Source organism: Nonomuraea insulae, assembly GCF_042656245.1.
The window spans coordinates 147,020-166,268 of the sequence record NZ_JBHSPA010000094.1 but is presented as its reverse complement, the minus strand read 5'-3'; the positions used below and the strand labels follow the sequence as shown (position 1 = coordinate 166,268).

Annotated in this window: 21 protein-coding genes; 16 read left to right on the top strand and 5 right to left on the bottom strand. The window is 67.4% G+C overall.

Features of this window, described 5'->3' with window-relative positions; translation table 11 throughout:
- Positions 1 to 14: 14 nt before the first annotated feature.
- The 5 genes from ACFPZ3_RS57870 to ACFPZ3_RS57850 are packed head-to-tail and all read left to right on the top strand — an operon-like array spanning position 15 to position 3,600.
- A complete protein-coding gene (locus tag ACFPZ3_RS57870) occupies positions 15 to 281 on the top strand; it encodes an acyl carrier protein (protein ID WP_379523001.1) in 267 nt (88 codons plus the stop codon).
- Positions 282 to 325: 44 nt separating this feature from the next.
- Positions 326 to 1,162 carry a hypothetical protein gene (locus ACFPZ3_RS57865; RefSeq protein WP_379523000.1) on the top strand — a complete coding sequence of 279 codons (837 nt, stop codon included), beginning with the start codon at positions 326 to 328 and terminating at the stop codon, positions 1,160 to 1,162.
- Between the two features lie 31 nt (positions 1,163 to 1,193).
- Entirely contained in the window at positions 1,194 to 1,775 is a 582-nt protein-coding gene (locus ACFPZ3_RS57860; protein ID WP_379522999.1) for a hypothetical protein, read from the top strand.
- A complete protein-coding gene (locus ACFPZ3_RS57855) occupies positions 1,772 to 2,938 on the top strand; it encodes an acyl-CoA dehydrogenase family protein (protein WP_379522998.1) in 1,167 nt (388 codons plus the stop codon). The genes ACFPZ3_RS57860 and ACFPZ3_RS57855 overlap by 4 nt, the downstream gene beginning before the upstream one ends.
- Positions 2,935 to 3,600, top strand: a complete 666-nt coding sequence (locus ACFPZ3_RS57850; protein ID WP_379522997.1) for a 4'-phosphopantetheinyl transferase family protein — start codon at positions 2,935 to 2,937, stop codon at positions 3,598 to 3,600. The genes ACFPZ3_RS57855 and ACFPZ3_RS57850 overlap by 4 nt, the downstream gene beginning before the upstream one ends.
- On the opposite strand, the gene ACFPZ3_RS57845 is transcribed toward ACFPZ3_RS57850, so the two are convergent.
- The 3 genes from ACFPZ3_RS57845 to ACFPZ3_RS57835 form a co-directional block, all read right to left on the bottom strand.
- Positions 3,551 to 4,975: an amidase family protein gene (locus tag ACFPZ3_RS57845; protein ID WP_379522996.1), complete on the bottom strand. Its 1,425-nt coding sequence runs from the start codon at positions 4,973 to 4,975 to the stop codon at positions 3,551 to 3,553. The genes ACFPZ3_RS57850 and ACFPZ3_RS57845 overlap by 50 nt on opposite strands.
- Entirely contained in the window at positions 4,972 to 5,946 is a 975-nt protein-coding gene (locus tag ACFPZ3_RS57840; protein WP_379522995.1) for a methyltransferase, read from the bottom strand. Before ACFPZ3_RS57840 ends, ACFPZ3_RS57845 begins: the two co-directional genes overlap by 4 nt.
- A 266-nt stretch (positions 5,947 to 6,212) precedes the next feature.
- On the bottom strand, positions 6,213 to 7,130 hold the full coding sequence (locus ACFPZ3_RS57835; protein WP_379522994.1) for an SAM-dependent methyltransferase: 918 nt from the start codon (positions 7,128 to 7,130) through the stop codon (positions 6,213 to 6,215).
- A 67-nt stretch (positions 7,131 to 7,197) separates the two neighbouring features.
- Between ACFPZ3_RS57835 and ACFPZ3_RS57830 the strand changes: the two genes are divergently transcribed.
- Together ACFPZ3_RS57830 and ACFPZ3_RS57825 are read left to right on the top strand one after the other, a co-directional pair.
- Positions 7,198 to 7,464 (top strand): acyl carrier protein, encoded by a 267-nt coding sequence (locus tag ACFPZ3_RS57830; protein WP_379522993.1) that lies wholly within the window; start codon positions 7,198 to 7,200, stop codon positions 7,462 to 7,464.
- A 14-nt stretch (positions 7,465 to 7,478) separates the two neighbouring features.
- Positions 7,479 to 8,768 (top strand): type III PLP-dependent enzyme, encoded by a 1,290-nt coding sequence (locus ACFPZ3_RS57825; RefSeq protein WP_379522992.1) that lies wholly within the window; start codon positions 7,479 to 7,481, stop codon positions 8,766 to 8,768.
- Here the strand turns inward: ACFPZ3_RS57825 and ACFPZ3_RS57820 are convergent.
- Positions 8,715 to 9,392 (bottom strand): helix-turn-helix transcriptional regulator, encoded by a 678-nt coding sequence (locus ACFPZ3_RS57820; protein WP_379522991.1) that lies wholly within the window; start codon positions 9,390 to 9,392, stop codon positions 8,715 to 8,717. The two genes, ACFPZ3_RS57825 and ACFPZ3_RS57820, sit on opposite strands and share 54 nt — an antisense overlap.
- A gap of 686 nt (positions 9,393 to 10,078) precedes the next feature.
- Between ACFPZ3_RS57820 and ACFPZ3_RS57815 the strand changes: the two genes are divergently transcribed.
- The 3 genes from ACFPZ3_RS57815 to ACFPZ3_RS57805 are packed head-to-tail and all read left to right on the top strand — an operon-like array spanning position 10,079 to position 11,748.
- Complete coding sequence (locus tag ACFPZ3_RS57815; RefSeq protein WP_379522990.1) at positions 10,079 to 10,981, top strand: transglutaminase domain-containing protein; 903 nt, start codon at positions 10,079 to 10,081, stop codon at positions 10,979 to 10,981.
- Positions 10,982 to 11,036: 55 nt separating this feature from the next.
- Positions 11,037 to 11,303, top strand: coding sequence for a phosphopantetheine-binding protein (locus ACFPZ3_RS57810; protein ID WP_379522989.1), 267 nt, complete (start codon positions 11,037 to 11,039; stop codon positions 11,301 to 11,303).
- Entirely contained in the window at positions 11,293 to 11,748 is a 456-nt protein-coding gene (locus ACFPZ3_RS57805) for a MaoC family dehydratase (protein WP_379522988.1), read from the top strand. Before ACFPZ3_RS57810 ends, ACFPZ3_RS57805 begins: the two co-directional genes overlap by 11 nt.
- 133 nt (positions 11,749 to 11,881) lie before the next feature.
- On the opposite strand, the gene ACFPZ3_RS57800 is transcribed toward ACFPZ3_RS57805, so the two are convergent.
- Positions 11,882 to 12,775: a TylF/MycF/NovP-related O-methyltransferase gene (locus tag ACFPZ3_RS57800; RefSeq protein ID WP_379522987.1), complete on the bottom strand. Its 894-nt coding sequence runs from the start codon at positions 12,773 to 12,775 to the stop codon at positions 11,882 to 11,884.
- Between the two features lie 5 nt (positions 12,776 to 12,780).
- Between ACFPZ3_RS57800 and ACFPZ3_RS57795 the strand changes: the two genes are divergently transcribed.
- The 6 genes from ACFPZ3_RS57795 to ACFPZ3_RS57770 are packed head-to-tail and all read left to right on the top strand — an operon-like array spanning position 12,781 to position 19,240.
- On the top strand, positions 12,781 to 13,503 hold the full coding sequence (locus tag ACFPZ3_RS57795; protein WP_379522986.1) for a sugar phosphate nucleotidyltransferase: 723 nt from the start codon (positions 12,781 to 12,783) through the stop codon (positions 13,501 to 13,503).
- Positions 13,496 to 14,836: a class I adenylate-forming enzyme family protein gene (locus ACFPZ3_RS57790; protein WP_379522985.1), complete on the top strand. Its 1,341-nt coding sequence runs from the start codon at positions 13,496 to 13,498 to the stop codon at positions 14,834 to 14,836. The genes ACFPZ3_RS57795 and ACFPZ3_RS57790 overlap by 8 nt, the downstream gene beginning before the upstream one ends.
- A gap of 1 nt (position 14,837) precedes the next feature.
- Positions 14,838 to 16,121, top strand: coding sequence for a nucleotide sugar dehydrogenase (locus ACFPZ3_RS57785; RefSeq protein WP_379522984.1), 1,284 nt, complete (start codon positions 14,838 to 14,840; stop codon positions 16,119 to 16,121).
- Positions 16,114 to 17,076 carry an NAD-dependent epimerase/dehydratase family protein gene (locus ACFPZ3_RS57780; RefSeq protein ID WP_379522983.1) on the top strand — a complete coding sequence of 321 codons (963 nt, stop codon included), beginning with the start codon at positions 16,114 to 16,116 and terminating at the stop codon, positions 17,074 to 17,076. The genes ACFPZ3_RS57785 and ACFPZ3_RS57780 overlap by 8 nt, the downstream gene beginning before the upstream one ends.
- Positions 17,073 to 18,134, top strand: coding sequence for a glycosyltransferase family 4 protein (locus ACFPZ3_RS57775; protein ID WP_379522982.1), 1,062 nt, complete (start codon positions 17,073 to 17,075; stop codon positions 18,132 to 18,134). Before ACFPZ3_RS57780 ends, ACFPZ3_RS57775 begins: the two co-directional genes overlap by 4 nt.
- Complete coding sequence (locus ACFPZ3_RS57770) at positions 18,131 to 19,240, top strand: DegT/DnrJ/EryC1/StrS family aminotransferase (protein ID WP_379522981.1); 1,110 nt, start codon at positions 18,131 to 18,133, stop codon at positions 19,238 to 19,240. Before ACFPZ3_RS57775 ends, ACFPZ3_RS57770 begins: the two co-directional genes overlap by 4 nt.
- Positions 19,241 to 19,249 lie beyond the last annotated feature (9 nt).

The window sequence follows — 19,249 nt, the reverse complement described above, 5'->3', positions numbered from 1 at the left end:
TGGAGAGGACATACATGGACAGCACTCGGATCGACTCAGCTGAACTCACCGAATCCGTCATACGCTCGCTCGCACACCTTCTCAGCATGACAGCCGACACGATCACCGCGGATACGCGGCTGTTCGAGGACCTCTCGCTGGACTCCACCGGAGTGCTCGAACTGCTCATGCAGCTGGAGAACGACCTGGACATCGAATTCGACCCTGAAACCCTGGAGCCGGCCGACTTCACCACTGTGCGCGCCCTGGTGCACTACACGGCCAGGCAGCTCGAGTCCTGACAGTGGTCCACACCTCCGCGCCACCACCTGCCCGGACGGTGGGAATGCCGGACGACGCGCTGATTCCCCTACGTCTGATCCAGATCTCGCATCGGTGCTTCTCCGCCGAAGGAGCCTTCGGCGGAGACGACCGCGTCTACTTCTCCGACCTGATGACCTCCTACGGGGTGAGCTTTCATGACAAAGCTTTCGGCATCGGTCGCACGTCCTTCACGGACATGATCGCGGGCCTGCTTTCCGGCCTGGACGACTTGGCGCAGCGGTTCGATCTGGCGGTGCTCGCCAGCGCCACGCCCGATGCCCAGCCGGGCTTCCCGCTGGGCTTCCTGTGCGACGCGGTGCCGGAGCCTGGCCTGACCTACGCGGTGCTCGACCACGGGGTGATCACTCCGTTCGCGGCGCTGCGCCTGCTGGACGCCAGTGTCAGGACCGGCCGGGTGCGACGGGCACTGGTCTTCCTGGCCGACCAGTCGACGTTGCTGCACGATCTGCCGATGGCCGGATGGCAACGGCCCCTGCGGGATCACGCAGTGGTGCTCGTCCTGGACGACAGCCGTGGGACCGACGTGATCTCACGACCCCGATCCCTGCTCGCGGTGCCGGAGGAGGTGCCCGCCCTCCTCGAGGCCGAGCTGCGCAGAGCACTTCCCGCCCGCAAGCCTGGCGTGGCAGTGCTGGGGCACGGGGCCGCTGTGCGTCTTGGGCCCCTGCCAGAGATCAGAACAGTGGTGGCGGAGGCGGGCCTGCCCTGCACCGGTGTCTGGTCCACGGCCGCGCGATGCCTGTCCGACCGGAAGGAGCCGGGCGAGCGAGTCGTCCTGGCCGACTACGACGAAGACCAGAGGCGGCTCAGCGTGTGTGCCATCGACGGGTACGCCTGACATGGCAAAAGCACTCTTTACCGCAGGTCGGGTGATCCACGACACGGCCCGGCAGGACGGGTTCGTTCCGGCGATGACCCTCCTCTACGCCGAACTCGGGGCGTGTGAAGCGGTGTTCGGCCCACGCGGCTTCGCGCTCGTTCCTGCGTCGATCCCGTACGGCGCGGCGGAGACAGTCGAGTTCAGCGTGCTCAGCCCTGCCGACCTGGTCGTGATACGGCGGCGCGCCGGCACCGACACGACAGCGCCGGGTGCCGCATGGGCGCAGGCGCTCACCTGGCTCCGGCTCGGCGTGTCGGCGGGCCTCCTCGACACGACTCTGAATCATCTCAAGGAACGCGCGACAGCAGGGGCGCCGCTGCTCGGCCGGCAGATGGTCCAGGGGGCGCTGGCGGATGTGGCCGGCCTGCAACTGGAGGTGGGAGCGGTGTTGAGTCACACGCCCGGCCTGCCCGCCGCCATGAGGACCGCTCTGAACGAGCGCGTGACGCAGGCCGACCAGATCCTGCTGACGCTCCTGGGGGCCTGCGGCTTCGTCGCTGACGGGCCAGGAAAAGCCGCGTACCTGTCGGAGCTGATCGACGACGTCTACCTCGTGGAGGCTGGAGCATGATGCTGGACGGCCGGTTGCGGCTCCTCCAGCGGCACGCGCGGGAGTGGGCGCGCGAACTTCGCCCACATGCGCTCGCCGTCGACCGGGACGCGGCGGCGCTCACCCCGCTGCTCTCCCTGCCTGCTGTCGCTCTGGCCGCCCCCTTGCAGGTCCCGCCCGAGTACAGCGACCGGCCGGTGCGTATCGACGGCGTGCGCTTTCACGTCACGGGCGCGCTGGAGCGGGCGGTGTGGTGCGAGGAGATCGCCTGGGGCGACCTCGGGATCGGGCTCGCATCGCCGGGCGCCTCCATGGCGGGCGCGCTGGTGGACATGCTCGGCAGCCGAGCCCAGCAGCGATGGTTCTACGAACGTGTGCAGGAGGAGCCGACCTGGACCTTCTTCGGGCTGACCGAGGAGCATGCGGGGTCGGATCCCGGGTCCATGCGCAGCGTGCTCACGACGGTGGGCGACGACCGGCTGCTGCTCAGCGGTGCCAAGCGATATGTGAGCAACGCCGTCCGCGCGCGGCTCGGTGTGGTGTTCGCTCGCACAGCGCCGGGACCGTTCGGCATCGACGCCGTCCTTGTGGAGGCGGGCGCGCCCGGCTTCCGCGCCCGGCCTCTGTCCACCATCGGCGTCCGAGGCGCGCAGCTCGGGGAGATCACGCTGTCCGGCGTGGAGGTCCGCGCCGATCAGGTCCTGGGCGTCGATGTCCCCAGGTTCAGGCGCGCCGTGCGGGGCTGGCGGCGCGCCCTGAACCTGCTGAGGCCGACGGTCGCCGCGATGGCGGTCGGGCTGGCACGAGCCGCCCGCGAGTACGTCACGGAGCACCGCCGGTCACTCAGTGCCACCGAACGCGCCCGCCTGGACCGGATGGACTGCGAGATCGAGTGTGCTCGTGCCATGACGCTCAGCGTCGCCATGCGCATGGACGGCGATCCCGATGCCGGGTACCTTGCCTCGGCGGCAAAGCAACGCGCTGCGCGCTTGGCCGCCGAAGTCACCCGCGCGGCCCTGGGCTTCTTCGGCAACAGCGCGCGGCTGGAGCATCCGCTGCTGGACAAGCTGGCACGTGACGCGCTGGGTGTGCAGTTCATGGAGGGCGCCGGCGACATCCACCGCCTCAACGTGGGCGGCGCACTGGTCCGGCGCTCTTTCCACCCCGGGGATGCGCTCGAATGATCGGCCAGAGAGTGGTGCACGTCTGGATGCTGCCGACGCGGCACACGCGGCAGTTGGAGTCGTTCCTGGACGACAACGAGCGCGAACGCATGAGTCGCTTACGCGATCGCCGGCGGCAGCTGGAGTTCGCCGCGGTGCACGGAGCGGTCCGAGGGATACTCAGTGCATACCTGGCCATGCCGCCGCGGGCCATCCGGCTGAGGCGGGGGCCATGGGGCAAGCCGGAGACCGACGGACTGCGGTTCAACCTCTCCCACTGTTCCGGGGCGGCGCTGCTCGCCGTGACCCGCTGCCGCGACGTGGGGATCGACGTCGAAGGCCGGCGTCTCCGCCTGGATGTGGCCCGGTTCGCCGACCGATTCCTGCCCGGCGAGGAAGGAAGCATGATCTCCGCACTGCCACCCGCCGCCAGGCAGGAGGCGTTCCTGCGCCTGTGGACCAGGCGGGAAGCGGTGGTCAAGGCGGCTGGAGGGCGGCTCGTGCGGGGGTTGCGCATGTCGGTCTCCGCCGACGTGGTGGTCGGCTTCTCGGGCTCCTGGCGGGTCTACGACCTTGACGGACCGGCCGGCTGCGCGGCTGCGCTCGCCGTACGGGGAGCGGCCCCCTGCACGATCAGGTGGCCACAGAGGCCGGAACTCCCAGAGGGGGAACAATCTCGGTGAGACGACGCGCGAGCGCCAGCGCTGTCAGATCATCCAAGTAGTCCGTCGCGATCGCGATGCCGACAGGGAGACCGTGCGAGTCCAGCCGTAGCGGGACCACCGTGGACGGCAGGTAGCTCACACTCGTGAGCCCCGGCCACACCAACTGGTCCCAATAGGGCCGATGCCGGCCGTTGACGACCACCGTCCGCTCGCCGAGAGGGCGGTGGTCGTGCTTGATGACCTGGTTCGCGGTAACGGGAAGCAGGATGGCGTCGTAATGGGTGAAGAACTGGCGCCACCGCGTACGCAAGCGGGCCCTCTCCTCGTTGGCCCGGGACCAGTGCCAGAAACGCTGGGCGGCGAACTCGCCCCCGAGCTCGCCGTCCGTGGTCAGGCCTCCGGCCGCGATGGCTTCGACGGCGTCCTCGGTGTAGTTGGCGACCGCGGCGGCTGCGAGCAGCCTGCGGAAGATCTCATCGCTCTTTCTCAGGGAGATGCCGAGTGGCCGGGCGTGCTCGACCGTCACTCCCGTCTCGCCGAGCAGGGCCGCCGCCTGTTCCAGAGCGTCCCGGATCTCATCGTCCACCTGGCAGTACGGGTCGTCGAACCAGGTCGCCACTCGGGTCACCGGTCGCGCGGCGGGCAGCGACACGCGCCATGCCCGCTCATCCCACGGGTGTGGGCCGGCCATGGCCGTCAGCAACACCTCGAGATCCTCCGCACAACGGGCGATGGGCCCTCCAACGGCCAGGTCCGCCACCGTGTGCTTCCACGGATAGGGAGGCACATGCCCGTGCAGCGACACCACGCCGTAACTGGGCTTGTGACCGAAGACCCCGCAGGCGGCGGCCGGCAGCCGGATCGACCCCGCGATGTCGGAACCCAGCTCCACCGGCGTGAACCCGGCCGCCACCGCACCGGCCGCGCCGCCGGAGGAACCACTCGTGCTGAAGTCGGGATTCCAGGGATTGCGCGATACTCCGAACAGGGCGTTGTACGCCTGCAGGTCGCCCGCTCCAGCCGGGACGTTGGACTTCCCGAACACTATGGCGCCGGCCGCACGCAACCGCGCCACGGCCACGGCATCCTCCCGGGGCAGGTAGTCGCGCAGCAGTTCGAGCCCGCCTGTCGTCCTCAGGCCTCGTGTGGCCCAGCAGTCCTTCACGGTCATGGCGACCCCGTGCAGTGGGCCGAGCGGTGCGCCGCGTACCACCGCCTCGTCGGCCTTCTCCGCCATTTTCCAGGCCCGCTCGTCGAGCGTGGCGACCAGGCTGACACCTGTGTCGTGCCTCTCGATCCTGGCCAGCTGCGCGTCCAGATATTCACGGGCGGACAGTTCGCGGGCGGCGATGGCCGCGGCCACCCGGTGCGCGGGCCACCAGGACACGCTCATGCGGGCCTATGGCCGATGACCAGCGCATTTCCGGGAGCACTGTCGAGCGGGCGAGTGGTCACGCGCTCCAGTCCGGCCTGCGTGAACCACTCGCGAACTTGGGGCAGCCCATAGGTCTGCTGGCCGATGTTGTTGTACATGCTCAGCGACATCATCGAGCCGAAGGCCCGGCCCAGTGGGCCGAACTCGGGAGCGGCGAACTGATCGAGGAGGACCACCACACCGCCCGGTTCTACTGCGGTGGCGACCCGCTCGACCAGCTTGCGGTTCTGCGGCTCACTCTTGGAGTGTATGACGTTGAAAAGCAGGATCACCGAGGCCGTGCCCAGATCATCGGTGAAGAAGTCGCCGGCGCGGAAGGAGACTCGCCCCTCCATCTCATGGGCCGCGACCGTTCGTCTGACGATGCGCTCCATCTCGGGGATCTCAAGAACAGTGGATGTCAGGCCTTGGTGTCTTCTGCAGAGTTCGATGCTGTAGAAGCCGTGCCCGCCGCCCAGGTCCAGCACGTGCCCAGCCGAAGCCGGTACGGGCGTCTCGCGCACGACCTCCTCGATGTTCATGTTGGCCAATGCGATCATGCCGTCCTGGAAGACCCTCCACTCCTGCGCCAGCCAGCGTGGAGTTCGAGGCTCGTCCGGCTCGAACGGAAGCGTGGTCGCGCCTCGTAGCCGGTCCTCCAGACCACCCCAATCGCGGAAGACGATCTTCTCGAAGTACGGGACGCCGTCCGAGACCATCGGGACCAGGTGCCGGGTGATCTCGGTGGGGGAGTAGACGCCGGCGTGTGCCGACACGTATCCCAGACAGTCGAGGACGTCGAGGAGGAAGGCGGTGCCCTTGGGGTCGAGACCGAGAAGTTTCGCTGTCTCCTCGGGTGAACGCGGTTTTTCGGTCAGCACCCGGAAGACACCGAGCCGGAATGCGAGCACCACGGCGCGGAATCCCCACGCCGACAAGAAATCAGTCATGAACGCCGCAGTCGCGCCGGATTGTCCTTCTCGGTGGCTCGGGGTAATGGGCACGGCAACTCCATCCGGGGACAGCCAGGGTTTCCCTTCGATTATCCGGCCGAGCCGGTCACGTGTATCGCCCCTCCTTGTGGCATAGCCCTCCGGTCAGGTACGGCGCATCGTGAATATGGCTCCATGGAATTCTTCGCCGGCGCGAAATGCGTGGCGACGGTGGCGTCTCCGAGGCGCGATAGGTCAGTAGCTTGACCGCTGAATCGTCCGGATCAGATCCGGCATGGATTCCTGCCATCACGGTCGACCGACGCGGCCAGCAAATGGCTGCGCGGTAGACCGGAGATGTTCGTCGGGGCCGCGTCCGCAGGCCAGCGCCCGTAGTTCGCCTCCGCGCGTCCCGGCTCGGTCGCCTGCGTGACGCGCCACCCGAACCGCTCGATGAACTCCACCGGGTTGTCCGTGCCGAACCGCCAGGGGCTCCCGGCCGTCTCCAGGCTGCGCAGGAACGAACGCGTGTAAGGCAGATGGAAGACGGCGGTGCCGATCAAGTCCGCCGCGAGCACGCTGCCGGGCGCCGACACTCCCGCCGCCTGGTGGAGGACGGTGCCGGCGGTTTCCTCCGGCAGGTAGAACAGCAGCCCCTCGGCGAACCACACGGTCCGCCGGGCAGGGTCGAAGCCGGCACGGTGAAGCTCCTTCGGCCACTCGCCCGACAGGTCGACGGCCACCGGCCGCCATGCGCACCGCGGCCGAGCGCCGAGGCGGCGCAACGTGCGCCGTTTGTGAACCAGCACGGCCTCATGGTCCAGTTCGTACACGGCGACGTCCGCCGGCCAGGGCAAGCGGTGAGCACGAGTGTCCAGCCCCGCACCCAGACCTACGACCTGGTCGCCCGCGGTGACGGCGGAGCGCACGAAGTCGTCGAACCAGCGGGTACGGATGGCCAGGAAGGGGTTGCCCTCAGGCGCCGCCTTTGCGGTGTGGAAGCGTGCCAACAGCGCCGTGCCCTCCGCGCCGGCGAGGTCGTCGGCGAACGGATCATCGAACAGCCGGTCGGCGCGGAGGCTCTCCCGCGCGCGGGCGGCGGCGGTCCACAGCGCGGTCCCAGCGACACCGTCGAGGTTCATGTACGCGGAGACTATGGGGCGGAGCGCGGCCTGACGAGCGGAGCGTTTGGTCATGACCATGGGAGCAGCCTGCAGGCGCGCACCTTTTCAGCTCATCGGCTGGAGCCGGGTCGGTGAGAATCGAGGCGTGAACGAGGTGACCGAGATCGTCGCGACGGAGATGGGAGACATTCTCGCCTGTCGTCCGCTGCTGCCCGACGAGGACTTCTTCCTGTGCGGGGGTGATTCGCTGCGGGCGGTCGAGCTCATCTCCCGGCTGGTCGCCCGCTACGAGCCCGGCTCGACGGAGAAGTCGGTACTCGGCCCGGCTCTGCTGCTGGTCATCTTCGACGAGGCGACTCCGGAGAGTATCGCGGGGCTCATCGTGAATCAGCTGGGCAGGCGAGCGCGATGACTGACGATTGTTCGGTGCAGGGAATCGCGTATGCGGAACTGGCCGCGGAGTTCGGGACCCCCCTGTACGTCTATGACGCCGACGTCCTGGCCAGGCAATACGGCAGTCTGCGCGCGCTGCTCCACCCGGACCTGGAGATCTTCTACTCCCTCAAGGCGAATCCCAACGTGTCGGTGACCGCAGCGCTTCGCGCCTTGGGCGCGTGTGCCGAGGTCTCGTCCTTGACCGAACTGCTGACCGCCCGGCAGGCCGGGGTGGACGGGGACGACATCGTCTTCGTCGGGCCGGGCAAGAGTCGTAGGGAGCTCCAGGCCGCTTTGGAGGAGAACGTTCACGCCATCGTCTGTGAGTCCGTCGGCGAGCTGGCCGTCGTGGACGAACTGGCTCGCGCGCGGAACCAGGTGGCGCGCGTCATGCTCCGGGTGAATCCCGGGTTCACCGTCAGGGGTTCCAAGCTGACCATGGGGGGGCGGCCTCGCCAGTTCGGCATCGATGAAGACCTGCTGAGGCGTCCACTCGGCTCGTATGGCGCCGTACGGCTGACGGGCATGCACGTCTATCTGGGGACGCGCATCCTCGACGAGGACGTCATCGCGGAGAACGTCAGGCGTATCTTCGAGCTCGCCGAGCGCCACGACGTGCCTCTGGAGTCCGTCGACGTCGGCGGGGGACTCGGCGTCGCCTACTTCGACGGCGAGCGGGACCTTGACCCTGTGGTGCTGACGCGGCTGCTCAACCCGCTGGTGGACAAGTTCCGCGCCGCTCACCCGGACACCCGCCTGATCATGGAGCTGGGACGCTACCTCGTAGCTCCGGCGGGCGTCTACGTGGTCCGAGTCCGTGACGTCAAGACGTCCATGGGGCAGCGCTTCGCGGTCACCGACGGCGGCACCCACCACCACATGGCCGCTGTGGGGATGGGCTCGTTCGTCAAGCGGAACTTCCCCTTGCGCTTCCTCAGCGCACCAGCCGCCGACGAGAGCCAGATCTGGCAGGTGACGGGGCCGCTGTGCACACCAAACGACGTGCTCGGCAAGAACGTCCTGCTGCCGCCGGTCCAGGTCGGGGATCTCATTGGCGTGCTGCGGTCCGGGGCCTATGGACCGACCGCTTCACCTGGACTCTTTCTCGGTCATGGATATCCGGCCGAGGTGCTGGTTCTTGACGGGCAGGCGCATTTGGTGCGCGAGGCCGACCGGCCTGCCGATCTGCTTCGTCGTCAGCGGCTGGTGCGTACGCTGACCGCCGGCCTACACCAGTCCGGTCTTCATCGCCGTGACGACGGCGGCGGTCCGGTTCGGTGAGCCGAGTTTCAGCAGAACGGCGCCCACAAGCCGTTTGGCGCCGTGAGTGGAGATCCCGAGGGATCGAGCGATCTGCTTGTTACTGAGCCCGTCGGCCAGCAGCGCAAGGGTTTCACGTTCTCGGCCTGTCAGATGGAAGCTGCGGCCGGAGCCCGAGGGGGGTACATGGCTCCGGTTGCCGGCGAGCAGGTACCGGGCCAGATGCGGTGGCATCGGGATCTCGCCGGAGATCACCCGTTGCAACGCGTTGTCCAGCGAACGCAGCGACAGTTCGGCCATTGATAAAAAGCCGTCGGAGGGCAGGGACGAGAAATCCTTGCCATGGGTCTCCAGCAACTGGTCACCCAGGACCAGGACGCGGGGCAAGGCGCCGGCCACCGTCTCGTTCGCCTCGCCAAGAAGGTCCCACTGGTCGGCTGCGATGATCAGGACGTCGCACTCACCGTGTGTCAGCGACTCCAGCAGTTGGGCGGACTGCCAGCAGTGTATTCCGCCGACGTAGTCCAGACGCCCCAGCAGCGTCTCCAGGCCGGTGGCCAGTGCCTCGTTAGGAACCAGCAGCGCTACCTTCAAAGGCCGCGACCCAGACTGCGCCGACTTCGCGGTCATGGTGGGCTGATGCATGGCGTGACTCCTTGCCGTTTTCCTTTGTGAGGTGAACTGGATTGTCTGTCGGAGGGCTCGTACAGAATCCTGGCAGTGTGTCGGGGAATCGCAGTGCGGGGAAATCGCGGTGACGACAGCGAGGCGGTCATCCCGGCGCATCACGACAGGACGGCGGAATCGGCGTGGCTCACTTGGCGGCAATGGCCGGCTCGTGCTCCCACGGCAAACGGGAAAGCCGATGGCCCGGGTCTCGATCTCGGCCTCGCGTGGACCCTCCCGCTCGGCTGCACGGAGGCGGAGCAATGACGCTCGGAGACCGGGAGAAAAGGTGTGCCACTGCGATTCTGCTTCCATTGCGGAGCATTCTGCATATGGCACATGGCACTGGACTTCTGCGGAGAGTTTCTGGACGCGCGGCTCTCACCGCGTCACCCCCGAGATGCAGATACCTTATATCATGTTGTATTTCCTCTTTGTCATCGTAAGGACTGGGAGCGATCGAGGCAAGGGATTGTTGCCGAGAGGTTGACTATATAGTCAAGACGGCGGCCATGGGGAGGGCATCGACCGGACATAAGGAGGGCATCGACCGGACACGGTCCTTTGACCTCGACCGATAGTCATACCCAAGAGTCCCCCTTGTCCAGGCGGCTGATCGCCTGCAGACAATAAGGAGCACCTTCGAAGTTGTGGCGAGGAGTTGTATGCCCGTACCTCTGGGTGAGCTGGAGCGGGTGACCGAGTGCGTACGCCGGATTCCCGACAGCTACCGTCAGTACTCAGTGCCCGCGGCCAAGGCCCGGAGCTTCTTCCGCATACCCCCCGACGTTCTGGAGGGCCTGCTCGATCTCGGTCTGCCAAGGGGTGCGGGCGGCAACGACATGACGTTCGACGAGCATGATCTCAAGAGCATCGTGTTCCTGCTGCGCCTGCCCTCGCCGCAGCTCATCGCGTTCAGAGCCATGTCCGACGCGCTGGAGCGGAGCGCGACGGGCCTTCCTGCCCGGCGGACCGTCAACATACAGGCGCGCTGTCCCAATCCCGGTCATGAGGGCCCCTGCGATTTTGAACTCAGCGCGAAGGCGAAGCGCCACCCCGACGTCACCGAGATCCGCCGGGTCGACCCTCGGCATTTTGCCGTCGAGCTGCTGCTGCCCGGCCGCGATCCCACCTATTTCTGCTTCACTCCCGAACAGGAGCAGTTGGCGCGTGAGGTTCGGCGGATGGAATTCCTCTACATTCCGTTCGACCTGAACGACGACCTCGCCTTCCTCGCGGACAGCGGCCTGGCCGACTGCCGCCTGGCGACGCACTTCCTGTACACCCGTGGGCGCGAGCTGGGTGTGCCCGTCCGGCGGGCTGCCGGACTGTTCCTGTCGAAGCCCTTTTCCAACCGGCATTTCTGGGTCGAATTCAAGCACGAAGGGCAGTGGCTGCCGGCCGATCCCTTCTTCCTGCCGGTGCTGCAACGCCTGGGAATGCTGGACGGATCGCGCTGGCCGCAGCACCGCTCGCCGCTCGACGCCCTGTGGAAACTGGACGCCGATCCGGACAAGCCGCTGATCACTCATCGTGCCGGAGCACCGGCCTCCTACCTCACGCGCTAGGCCAACGAAGGTGGATCATGCGTCAATCGGAAAGCTGTTCGCCGAGGTGTGACCGATGAAGGAACCGCTTTGGACGCCGGAGTTCGAGGAACTGCTGCGGGAGCAACTGTCGTTCCTGACGTCCGGTACCCCAGTGCCTCCTGACAAGTCGCTGTACGAGCTGGGGCTCGACTCGATCAACCTGGTGTCGCTCGCCTTGGCCATCGAGGACAAGTACGGCATCGACATCAGTGACGCACTCCTGAAGGAGGGGCTGTTCTCGACGGCCGCCGGCCTGTGGTCCGTCATCACCACACTGCGCGGTCCCGCCGATGTCAGCTGAAGCCGACGGGGTGGAGGGGCTACGGCTCCTGGTCGGGCGAAAGCTGGGCTACAGCGAGTGGCTGAAGGTGACGGCGGACCAGGTGGCTCTGTTCGCCGAGGCCACTGGCGACCGGCAGTGGATCCACCTCGACCGGGAGCGGGCCGCCGCCGGCAGGTTCGGCAGCACGATCGTCCACGGTTTTCTGATCCTGTCACTCACGCCGATGCTGCTGGAACAGATCTTGGAGATGCGCGGCTTCTCGGTGAGCGTCAACTACGGCTGCGACCGGGTCCGTTTTCTTGCGCCCGTTCTGGTCGGCACGCAGGTGCGGGCCGGCGCGACGCTCAACGCCGTCCGGGAGCTGCGTGGTGGCGCCGAGCTTTCCCTGACCGTCGTCTTCCAGGCCCGGGGCAGCAGGGTGCCCGTCTGCGTGGCCCAGGTGGTGCTGCGCAACTACGTCTGAATGCGCGAGAAAGAGCTCGGGTCGGCGACGCCGATCGGCTCCGGCAGCATCGTGGTGCTTGCCGGGACGCGCCTCGACGAGCGGCTATGCGGCCGACGTGACCCGCCGCGGGCGCCGGTGCCTGACGAGTGAGTTACTGGTTTCTCAAGTGCATGATGAAAGCGGCCTCATGCCATGTGGCGCACGGAAATGGGGTCGCCTCGATGATGTCGTCGTGGCGTTCCACCCATTCTGTGAAAGCGCGCCGCTCGCCCTGCCTCGGGTTCGCACGGTAGAGATACCAGTCGTCCAATATGATGATGGTGCCGTCCTGGAGGAGGGGCAGAATAAAATCCAGCACAGGCGCCGTCGACTCGTAGAGGTCACAGTCGATGTGCACCATGGCCGCTTTCTTGAGGTCCAACTCATCGCGAAGGGCTGGTTTCAGGGTGTCGTTGTACCAGCCGGAGATCAGGTGAACCTTCGACATGTCGGCGCCCCAGCGGCGCATTTTACGCGCCGTTGTCGCCTGGTCGCACCGTAGCTGCCCCTTGAGGAACTGCTGAAAAGGGCCCACGTCCACGCCGTTGATATCCGGGAGTCCTTCGAACGAGTCGAAGCCGAAGAATCTCATGCGGGGCATGCGGTGCAGCTGAGCGAAATGATAGGCGGTGGACATCGACCAGCCGTTGTAGACGCCGAACTCCAGGTAGTCCCCGGTCAGTCTGCCCCACCTGGCGTACATCATGGCTTTGTCCAGAGTCTGTTCTTTTGGTTGCCAGAACAGCATGTCGTGCAGCTTCACATAGCGCGTCGAATAGCGTAGCCGGTTGGCCCACTTTCGGATCATGACACCTCGCTGAAGTAATGGTCGTCTGTACTGTAAGTAGATCGCCACGCGACCGCCAGCTCTGAACGGCTCAGCGGTGGCGGGATTCCGGGCATAGCCATCGGGCCAGGTCGCATGCGCGGCCCGTCGGGGATCCCTTTGGCCGCGAATCGTCAGGAATATTTTCAGCGAGGAAATTTTGAGATCGTCGGGAGACAATCGCCTTGCATGCCATCATCCTTGCGGGGGGACGCGGTTCCAGGCTGGGGCGACACACGGCCAAGGTCCCCAAATCCCTGCTGCGATTGGGTTACCAATCGATTCTAGAGGTCATGATTCTCCGGCTGCGCGCGTGTGGATTCACCCGCGTGACGCTGTGCATTTCGCACCTCGGCGACCAGATCCGAGACGAGTTCGGAGACGGTGCGCGGTTCGGCATCACGATCGACTACAGCTGGGACCGGGCGCCTCTGGGCACGGCCGCGCCGCTGCGGCACGTCCCGGACTGGGAGGCGCCCGCGCTGGTGATGAACGGTGACATCCTGACCAGCCTCGACTTCGGCGCGCTGATCGACGCCCACCTGCGCCACGGTGGGTTGATGACCGTGGCCACACACCGGAGGTTGATGCCGGTGGACTTCGGCGTGGTTGATTTCGCCGACGACCTACGCGTGCTCGGCATCCGGGAGAAGCCACGCCTCCCCGTCGATATCGATGCGGGCATCCATGTCCTGGATCCTGACATCAAGGAGCACCTGGCGCGCGAGCAGGTAATGGACATGCCGGAACTGCTCACCGCGCTGCTCGACCAGGGGCACGAGGTATGGGCCTATCCCTTCGCCGAGTCTTGGCATGACATCGGCACACCGGAAAGCCTTGCCGCCGCCGTACAGGACTTCAACCGGGAAACGAGCCGCTACCTGCCGGCGCGGGTGAACCATGCTTGATCTGCTGCGGCTGCACGCCATGAGCCGTCCGGACGGCAGCGCCGTACGGCAGCGCACGTCCGATGGGTGGAGGAGCACGACGTGGGCGGAACTGTACGCGGCAGCCCGCGCGGCAGCGGAGAATGCCGCACCATACCTGCACAAGCCCGATCCGATGGCGCTGGTGATGGACAACTCCGCCGCCGGCATCGCCACGCTCGTGGCGCTGCTGTCCCTCCCGGTGAAGGTGCTGTGCACCGAGCGTGCTCACGGGGAGCTGCCGTTCACGCCGTCCGTCACCATCAGCCGGTACAACGAGTTCACCTCCGGAGGAGGGAAGGCAGAGGCGGAGGAGGCGAGCACTGCTGAGGTGCTCCAGCTCACCTCAGGCTCCACGGGCGAACCGCGCATTGTCCGGCATCCTGCCGGCAACATCATCAAGGGCGCGAGGCTTTACCGCGACCTGTACGGTTACACCGCCGATGACAAGGTGCTGCTGCCCGTCTCGTGCGCCCACTCGTTCGGCCTGGTCGGCGGCCTGGCCGCCGCGCTGACGTCGGGCGCCGAACTGCTCACCCTGTCCGACTTCAGCGTCAAGGCGATACGCGAGGGGCTCATCGACGGCGCGTCGATCGTGCTTGGCAGTCCTTTGCTCTACCGGATGCTGGCCGCGTCCGGACCGATTCGCGCGCCGGCACTGCGGGTCGCGCTGTCGTCCGGCGGGCCGCTGGACGTGGAGACAGCGGCAGCGGCGGAACGCATCCTTCACCGCCCAGTCCTTCAGGTGTATGGCACCACGGAGACCGGTCTGATCGCTTGCCGTCGTCCCGCCGATCAGGATATCGCTCCCGAATCCGTGGGAAGCGCCGTGCCGGGAGTCGAGTGGCGGTTGGCTCAAGGCAAGCTTCTGGTCAGAACTTCGACCATGCTCATCGGGTATGCCGGGCCCGCGGGCACCGAGCCGGGTGCGGACGGCTTTTACGACACGGGAGACCTCGCCGAAGTGGACGAGCAGGGCCGCCTTCTCCTCACCGCCAGGAAGGCGACCTTCATCAACATAGGAGGACGCAAGGTCAATCCCCGTGCCGTCGAGCGGCGGGCCGAGGAGCACCCTTCGATCAGCCAGGCTCGCGTGTTCGGCCTCGTCCACGAACATGAGGAGGAGATCCATGCGGCGCTCGTCGTCGGAGACGGGCCCCGGCCCGCTCTGACGGACGTTGTCCGGTTCCTCCGGGCAGGACTTGCCCCGCATGAGATCCCGCGCCATCTGCATTTCGTCGACCGGCTGCCCACGACCTCACTGGGCAAGGTGAGCCTCCCAGACCTGCTGAAGCTGATCTCGGAAGGAGCGTGACGTGCAGGTCGCGGTTATCGGACTGGGCTATGTGGGACTCCCGCTCGCCCTCATGCTGGCCCGACATCACACCGTCATCGGCGTGGACACCAACGAGGCCCTGCGCATGGCGGTCGAGCGAGGGGAGCCGCCTTTCCACGAGCCCGGCCTCGACCGGCTTTTCGAGTCGCTTCCGCCCGGCGCCTTGACCGTGGCGCCTTCGCTCGCGGGGACGCGACCGGACGCTGTGCTGATCTGCGTCGGCACGCCCGTACGCTCTGACTCGCATGGTCCCGACCTGACCCAGTTGGAGGCCGCCGTCACCGAGGCGGCGCGCGTGTCCAGCGACACTCTCGTCATCGTGCGGAGCACGGTCCCCATCGGCACGTGCCGCCACGTCGTGCTGCCGATTCTGGCTCGCGCGGCCGCGTCACCGCTTCTGGCGTTCTGCCCCGAGCGCACGATCCAAGGCATGGCCCTGCGCGAGCTCGTCTCGTTGCCCCAGATCATCGGCGGCTTGGACGAGCGCTCAGCCGATCGAGCCAAGCGGCTGCTGGAACCGGTCGCGCCTGATCAGTTGACCGTCTCCTCCCTGGAGGCGGCAGAGGCGATCAAGCTCATCTGCAACGCGCACACGGACCTGATCTACGGCTTCGGCAACGAGGTCGCGCTCCTGGCCGACCGGCTCGGGCTGGACGCCTATGAGCTCATCAGCAGCGCCAACCTCCGTTACCCGCGCCCGGACCTGTGCCGCCCTGGATACGTCGGCGGCAGTTGCCTGAGCAAGGATCCGTACCTGCTGCTCCATTCAGCACGGGCGGCGGGCCACACGCTGCCCCTGGTCACTGCGGCCAGGCAGGTGAACGAGCGGCTGCCCGCGTACGCCGCTGAGCGGGTGCTGACCGCCCTGGAGGAGCGCGGCACGGCACCTGCCGACGCCAAGGTGCTGGTCGCCGGCATCGCGTACAAGGGCAGGCCGCAGACCGACGACGTGCGCGGCGCCGCCTCCACCGCGCTCTCGCAGGCCCTGCGCCACCGCGTGAGCGCGTTGTACGGGCACGACTTCATGGTGCCGCGAACGACCATAGCCGAGATGGGCTTGACACCCGTGGGCCTGGAGGAGGGACTCCGCGACGCGGACGCGTTGATCCTGCTGACCGACCATCCCGGTTACGCCGAGCTGGACGCCGCGCGGCTGGTTTCGCTGATGCGGCCCTCCCCGGTGGTGTTCGACATGTGGGCATCCCTTCATCCACGGTTGTCTGACGAAGCCGGCCTGCGCTACATAGGGCTGGGTTGTGGCTGACCGCGTCCTCGTCACCGGAGGTGCCGGCTTCATCGGTGCCCATCTCGCACGACGGTTGCTCCGTGACGGTGCACGGGTCACCCTCCTGGACGACTTCTCCCGTGGCGTCATGGATGAGGACTTGCGGGAGCTGGCGCACGGTTCCGATCTGGTACGCCACGACCTGACCCAGCCGATTCCGCCCGGTCTGCTCACCGACGACTTCGACACCGTCTACCATCTGGCGGCCGTCGTCGGTGTTGCCCGCGCCATGTCGGACCCGTCAAAGGTGCTGCGCACCAACCTGCTGACCACGATCCACCTGCTGGATTACTGTGATCGGATCCGGCCACAGGCGCTCTTCCTCAGCTCCACGAGTGAGATCGGTGACGGGTCTGCCCGCCCCGGTCTGCCCACCCGCGAGGACACCCCCTTCACGATTGCCCGGCCGCACAGCCCACGCGCCTCGTACGCGCTGAGCAAGGCGGCCGCGGAAGCGATGGTGTACGCCCGCACGAGCCGCTTCCGCGTCAGGATCGGCCGGTACTACAACATCTACGGCCCGCGCATGGGCAGCGCCCACGTCATCCCGCAGTTCATCGCCAGAATCCACGCCGACCCCTTCCCCATATACGGGGCGTACCAACGGCGAGCTTTCTGCTTCGTCGAGGACGCGGTGGAGGCCACGCTCGCGCTGACGAACCTGCCCGGCGCCGAACCGATCGTCATGAACATCGGCAACGACCGGGAGGAGATCATGATCATCGACCTCGCGCGCAGGCTGATGGCCTTGGCCGGCGTACAGCGACGGATCAGCGTCCTGGACCCGCCCGCCGGCTCGCCCGAGCGGCGGCTGCCCGATCTCGCCGTCTTACGCGCACTACTGCCGGAGCGCACGCCCACCAGCCTGGACACCGGGCTGCCGGCCACACTGCGCTGGTACCGCGACCGCGGCAAGCTGCCATGGCGAGTATGACGTTTTCACTCCGCGTGCTGATCGTGTTCGGCGGACTCGGGCGGGGCCAGTCCTCGGGCGCCGAGCGAATGGCCTGGCGGACCACCGCTCAGCTCGCGCTTCGCGGGGCCGACGTCGTGGTGCTCACCGACGCGACCCGCCCGCCCGGGCGCACCTGGCCGGCCTGCTCCTCGCCCGAGGAACTGGCTGTGTCTCGCCCGGGCTGGCGTCCTGACGTCGTGCACGTCTACGACTTGGCTCACCCCGTTCACGCTGTGCTCGGCCGTGATCTGGCCCGCCGCTTCGGCGCGCGGCTGGCGCTCACACCCGCCTCGGCCCCCGCGACCTGGCCCGACCGAAGGCTGGGCGCCCGTGTGTGTGGGGAGGCCGCAGTCGTCTACGCGCTGACCGCTGCTGAGGAAGTGTCCATCCGGCCCTTGTGCCGCGCCGGGGTGACGATGGTGCGGTTGCCGCAGGCGCCGGATCTGGTGGGGCGGCCTGACCCGGTTGGATTCCGCGCCGCGTACGACCTCAGCGGCACGATCGTGTTGTTCCTGGGCAGGAAACTCGCCAGCAAGGGTTACTCGTCCCTGCTGGCGGCGGCCCCGTTGATCTGGCGAGCACATCCTTGCACCACCTTCGTGTTCTGTGGGCCCGACGCCGAGGGCAGCGCGACACGATCGATCCGCGCGGTGGGGGATCGGCGTGTGCGAGATCTCGGGATGGTGGATGACCGCACCAAGCACGACGCTCTGGCCGCCTGCACCGTGCTGGCCCTGCCGACGAGCACGGATGTGTTCCCGCTGGTGTTCGCCGAAGCGTGGGCCTGCGGCAAGCCGGTGCTCTCCGGGCGGTTCGACGGTGTGGAGGACGTGGTGCGCGACGGGGTCGACGGCGTTGTCGTCCAGCCCCGGCCGCCGGCCGTGGCCGAGGCCCTGATCCGGTTGCTCTCCGACGACCAGGGCAGGGCCGCGATGGGCGCCGCCGGCATGGATCGAGTGCGTCGCGAGATGGGCTGGGAGCGAGTGGCGGCCGCGGTCGAGCGGGGATACCGGTCCGGCGGGGGAGAGAGCGTATGACCTACCGAGTGACCCTGGCCGACAACACCGTCGGCGCGGAAGAGATCGAAGCGGTGACCGACGTGCTCGCCGGCCGCTGGCTGTCGGCGGGACCGGTCACCCGAGAGTTCGAGCGAGGGTTCGCCGCCGCACTCGGCGTGCCGGACGCGGTGGCGGTCAGCAGTGGTACGGCCGCCCTGCACCTGGCCATGCTCACGCTTGACCTGTCCGCCGGCGACGAGGTGATCATGCCCTCGCTCAGCTTCGTCGCCGCGGCGGCGGTCACCGCGTTGCACGGAGGCGTTCCGGTGTTCGCCGACGTGATCTCGGCCGCGGAGCCGACAGCGGCGCCCGGAGACGTGTACGACCTCATCACCCCCCGCACCCAGGCGATCGTCGCCATGCACTACGGCGGGTATCCCGCCAGGATCGCTGAGCTGCGCGCCGTCGCCGACGCCGCAGGCGTCCCGCTGATCGAGGACGCCGCGCACGCCCCCGTCGTCCGTACGCGAGATGACATGCTGGGCACTGTCGGTGACATCGGCTGTTTCAGCTTCCACCCAGCCAAGAACGTCACCACCGGCGAAGGCGGCCTGGTCGTTGCCCGAGATCTCGATCTTCTGGCGCGAATCAGAGCGATGCGCTCACATTGCGTCGTGAACAGGGGAACGCACTATGACGTCAACGACATCGGCCTCAACTACCGTCCGGGCGAGCTGGGCAGTGCGATCGGGCGAGTCCAGCTGGCCAAGCTTCCCGGCGACCGCGTTCTGCGCAGGCGGCTGACCTGCCATTACCGGTCGCTGCTGAGCGGTGTCGGTATACCGTTCGCCGATCACACCGCCGACTCGGCCCACCACCTCATGGCGATCGTGCTGCCTGAACGGGCACCGCGCGAGGAGGTGCAGCGGCTGATGCGCGAGGCCGGCGTCCAGACCTCTGTCCACTATCCACCGACCCACCTGTTCTCCCGCTACCGTCGCCTGGGTCAGCGCCGGCTGCCGGTCACCGAAGGTCTCGCCGGGCGGCTGCTGACCCTGCCGCTGCACAGCCGCATGGACGAGGCGGACGTGGTGTACGTCGTCGAACGACTCCGCAAGGCCCTGTCACCCTGGACGAAGGGATAATGCCATTTT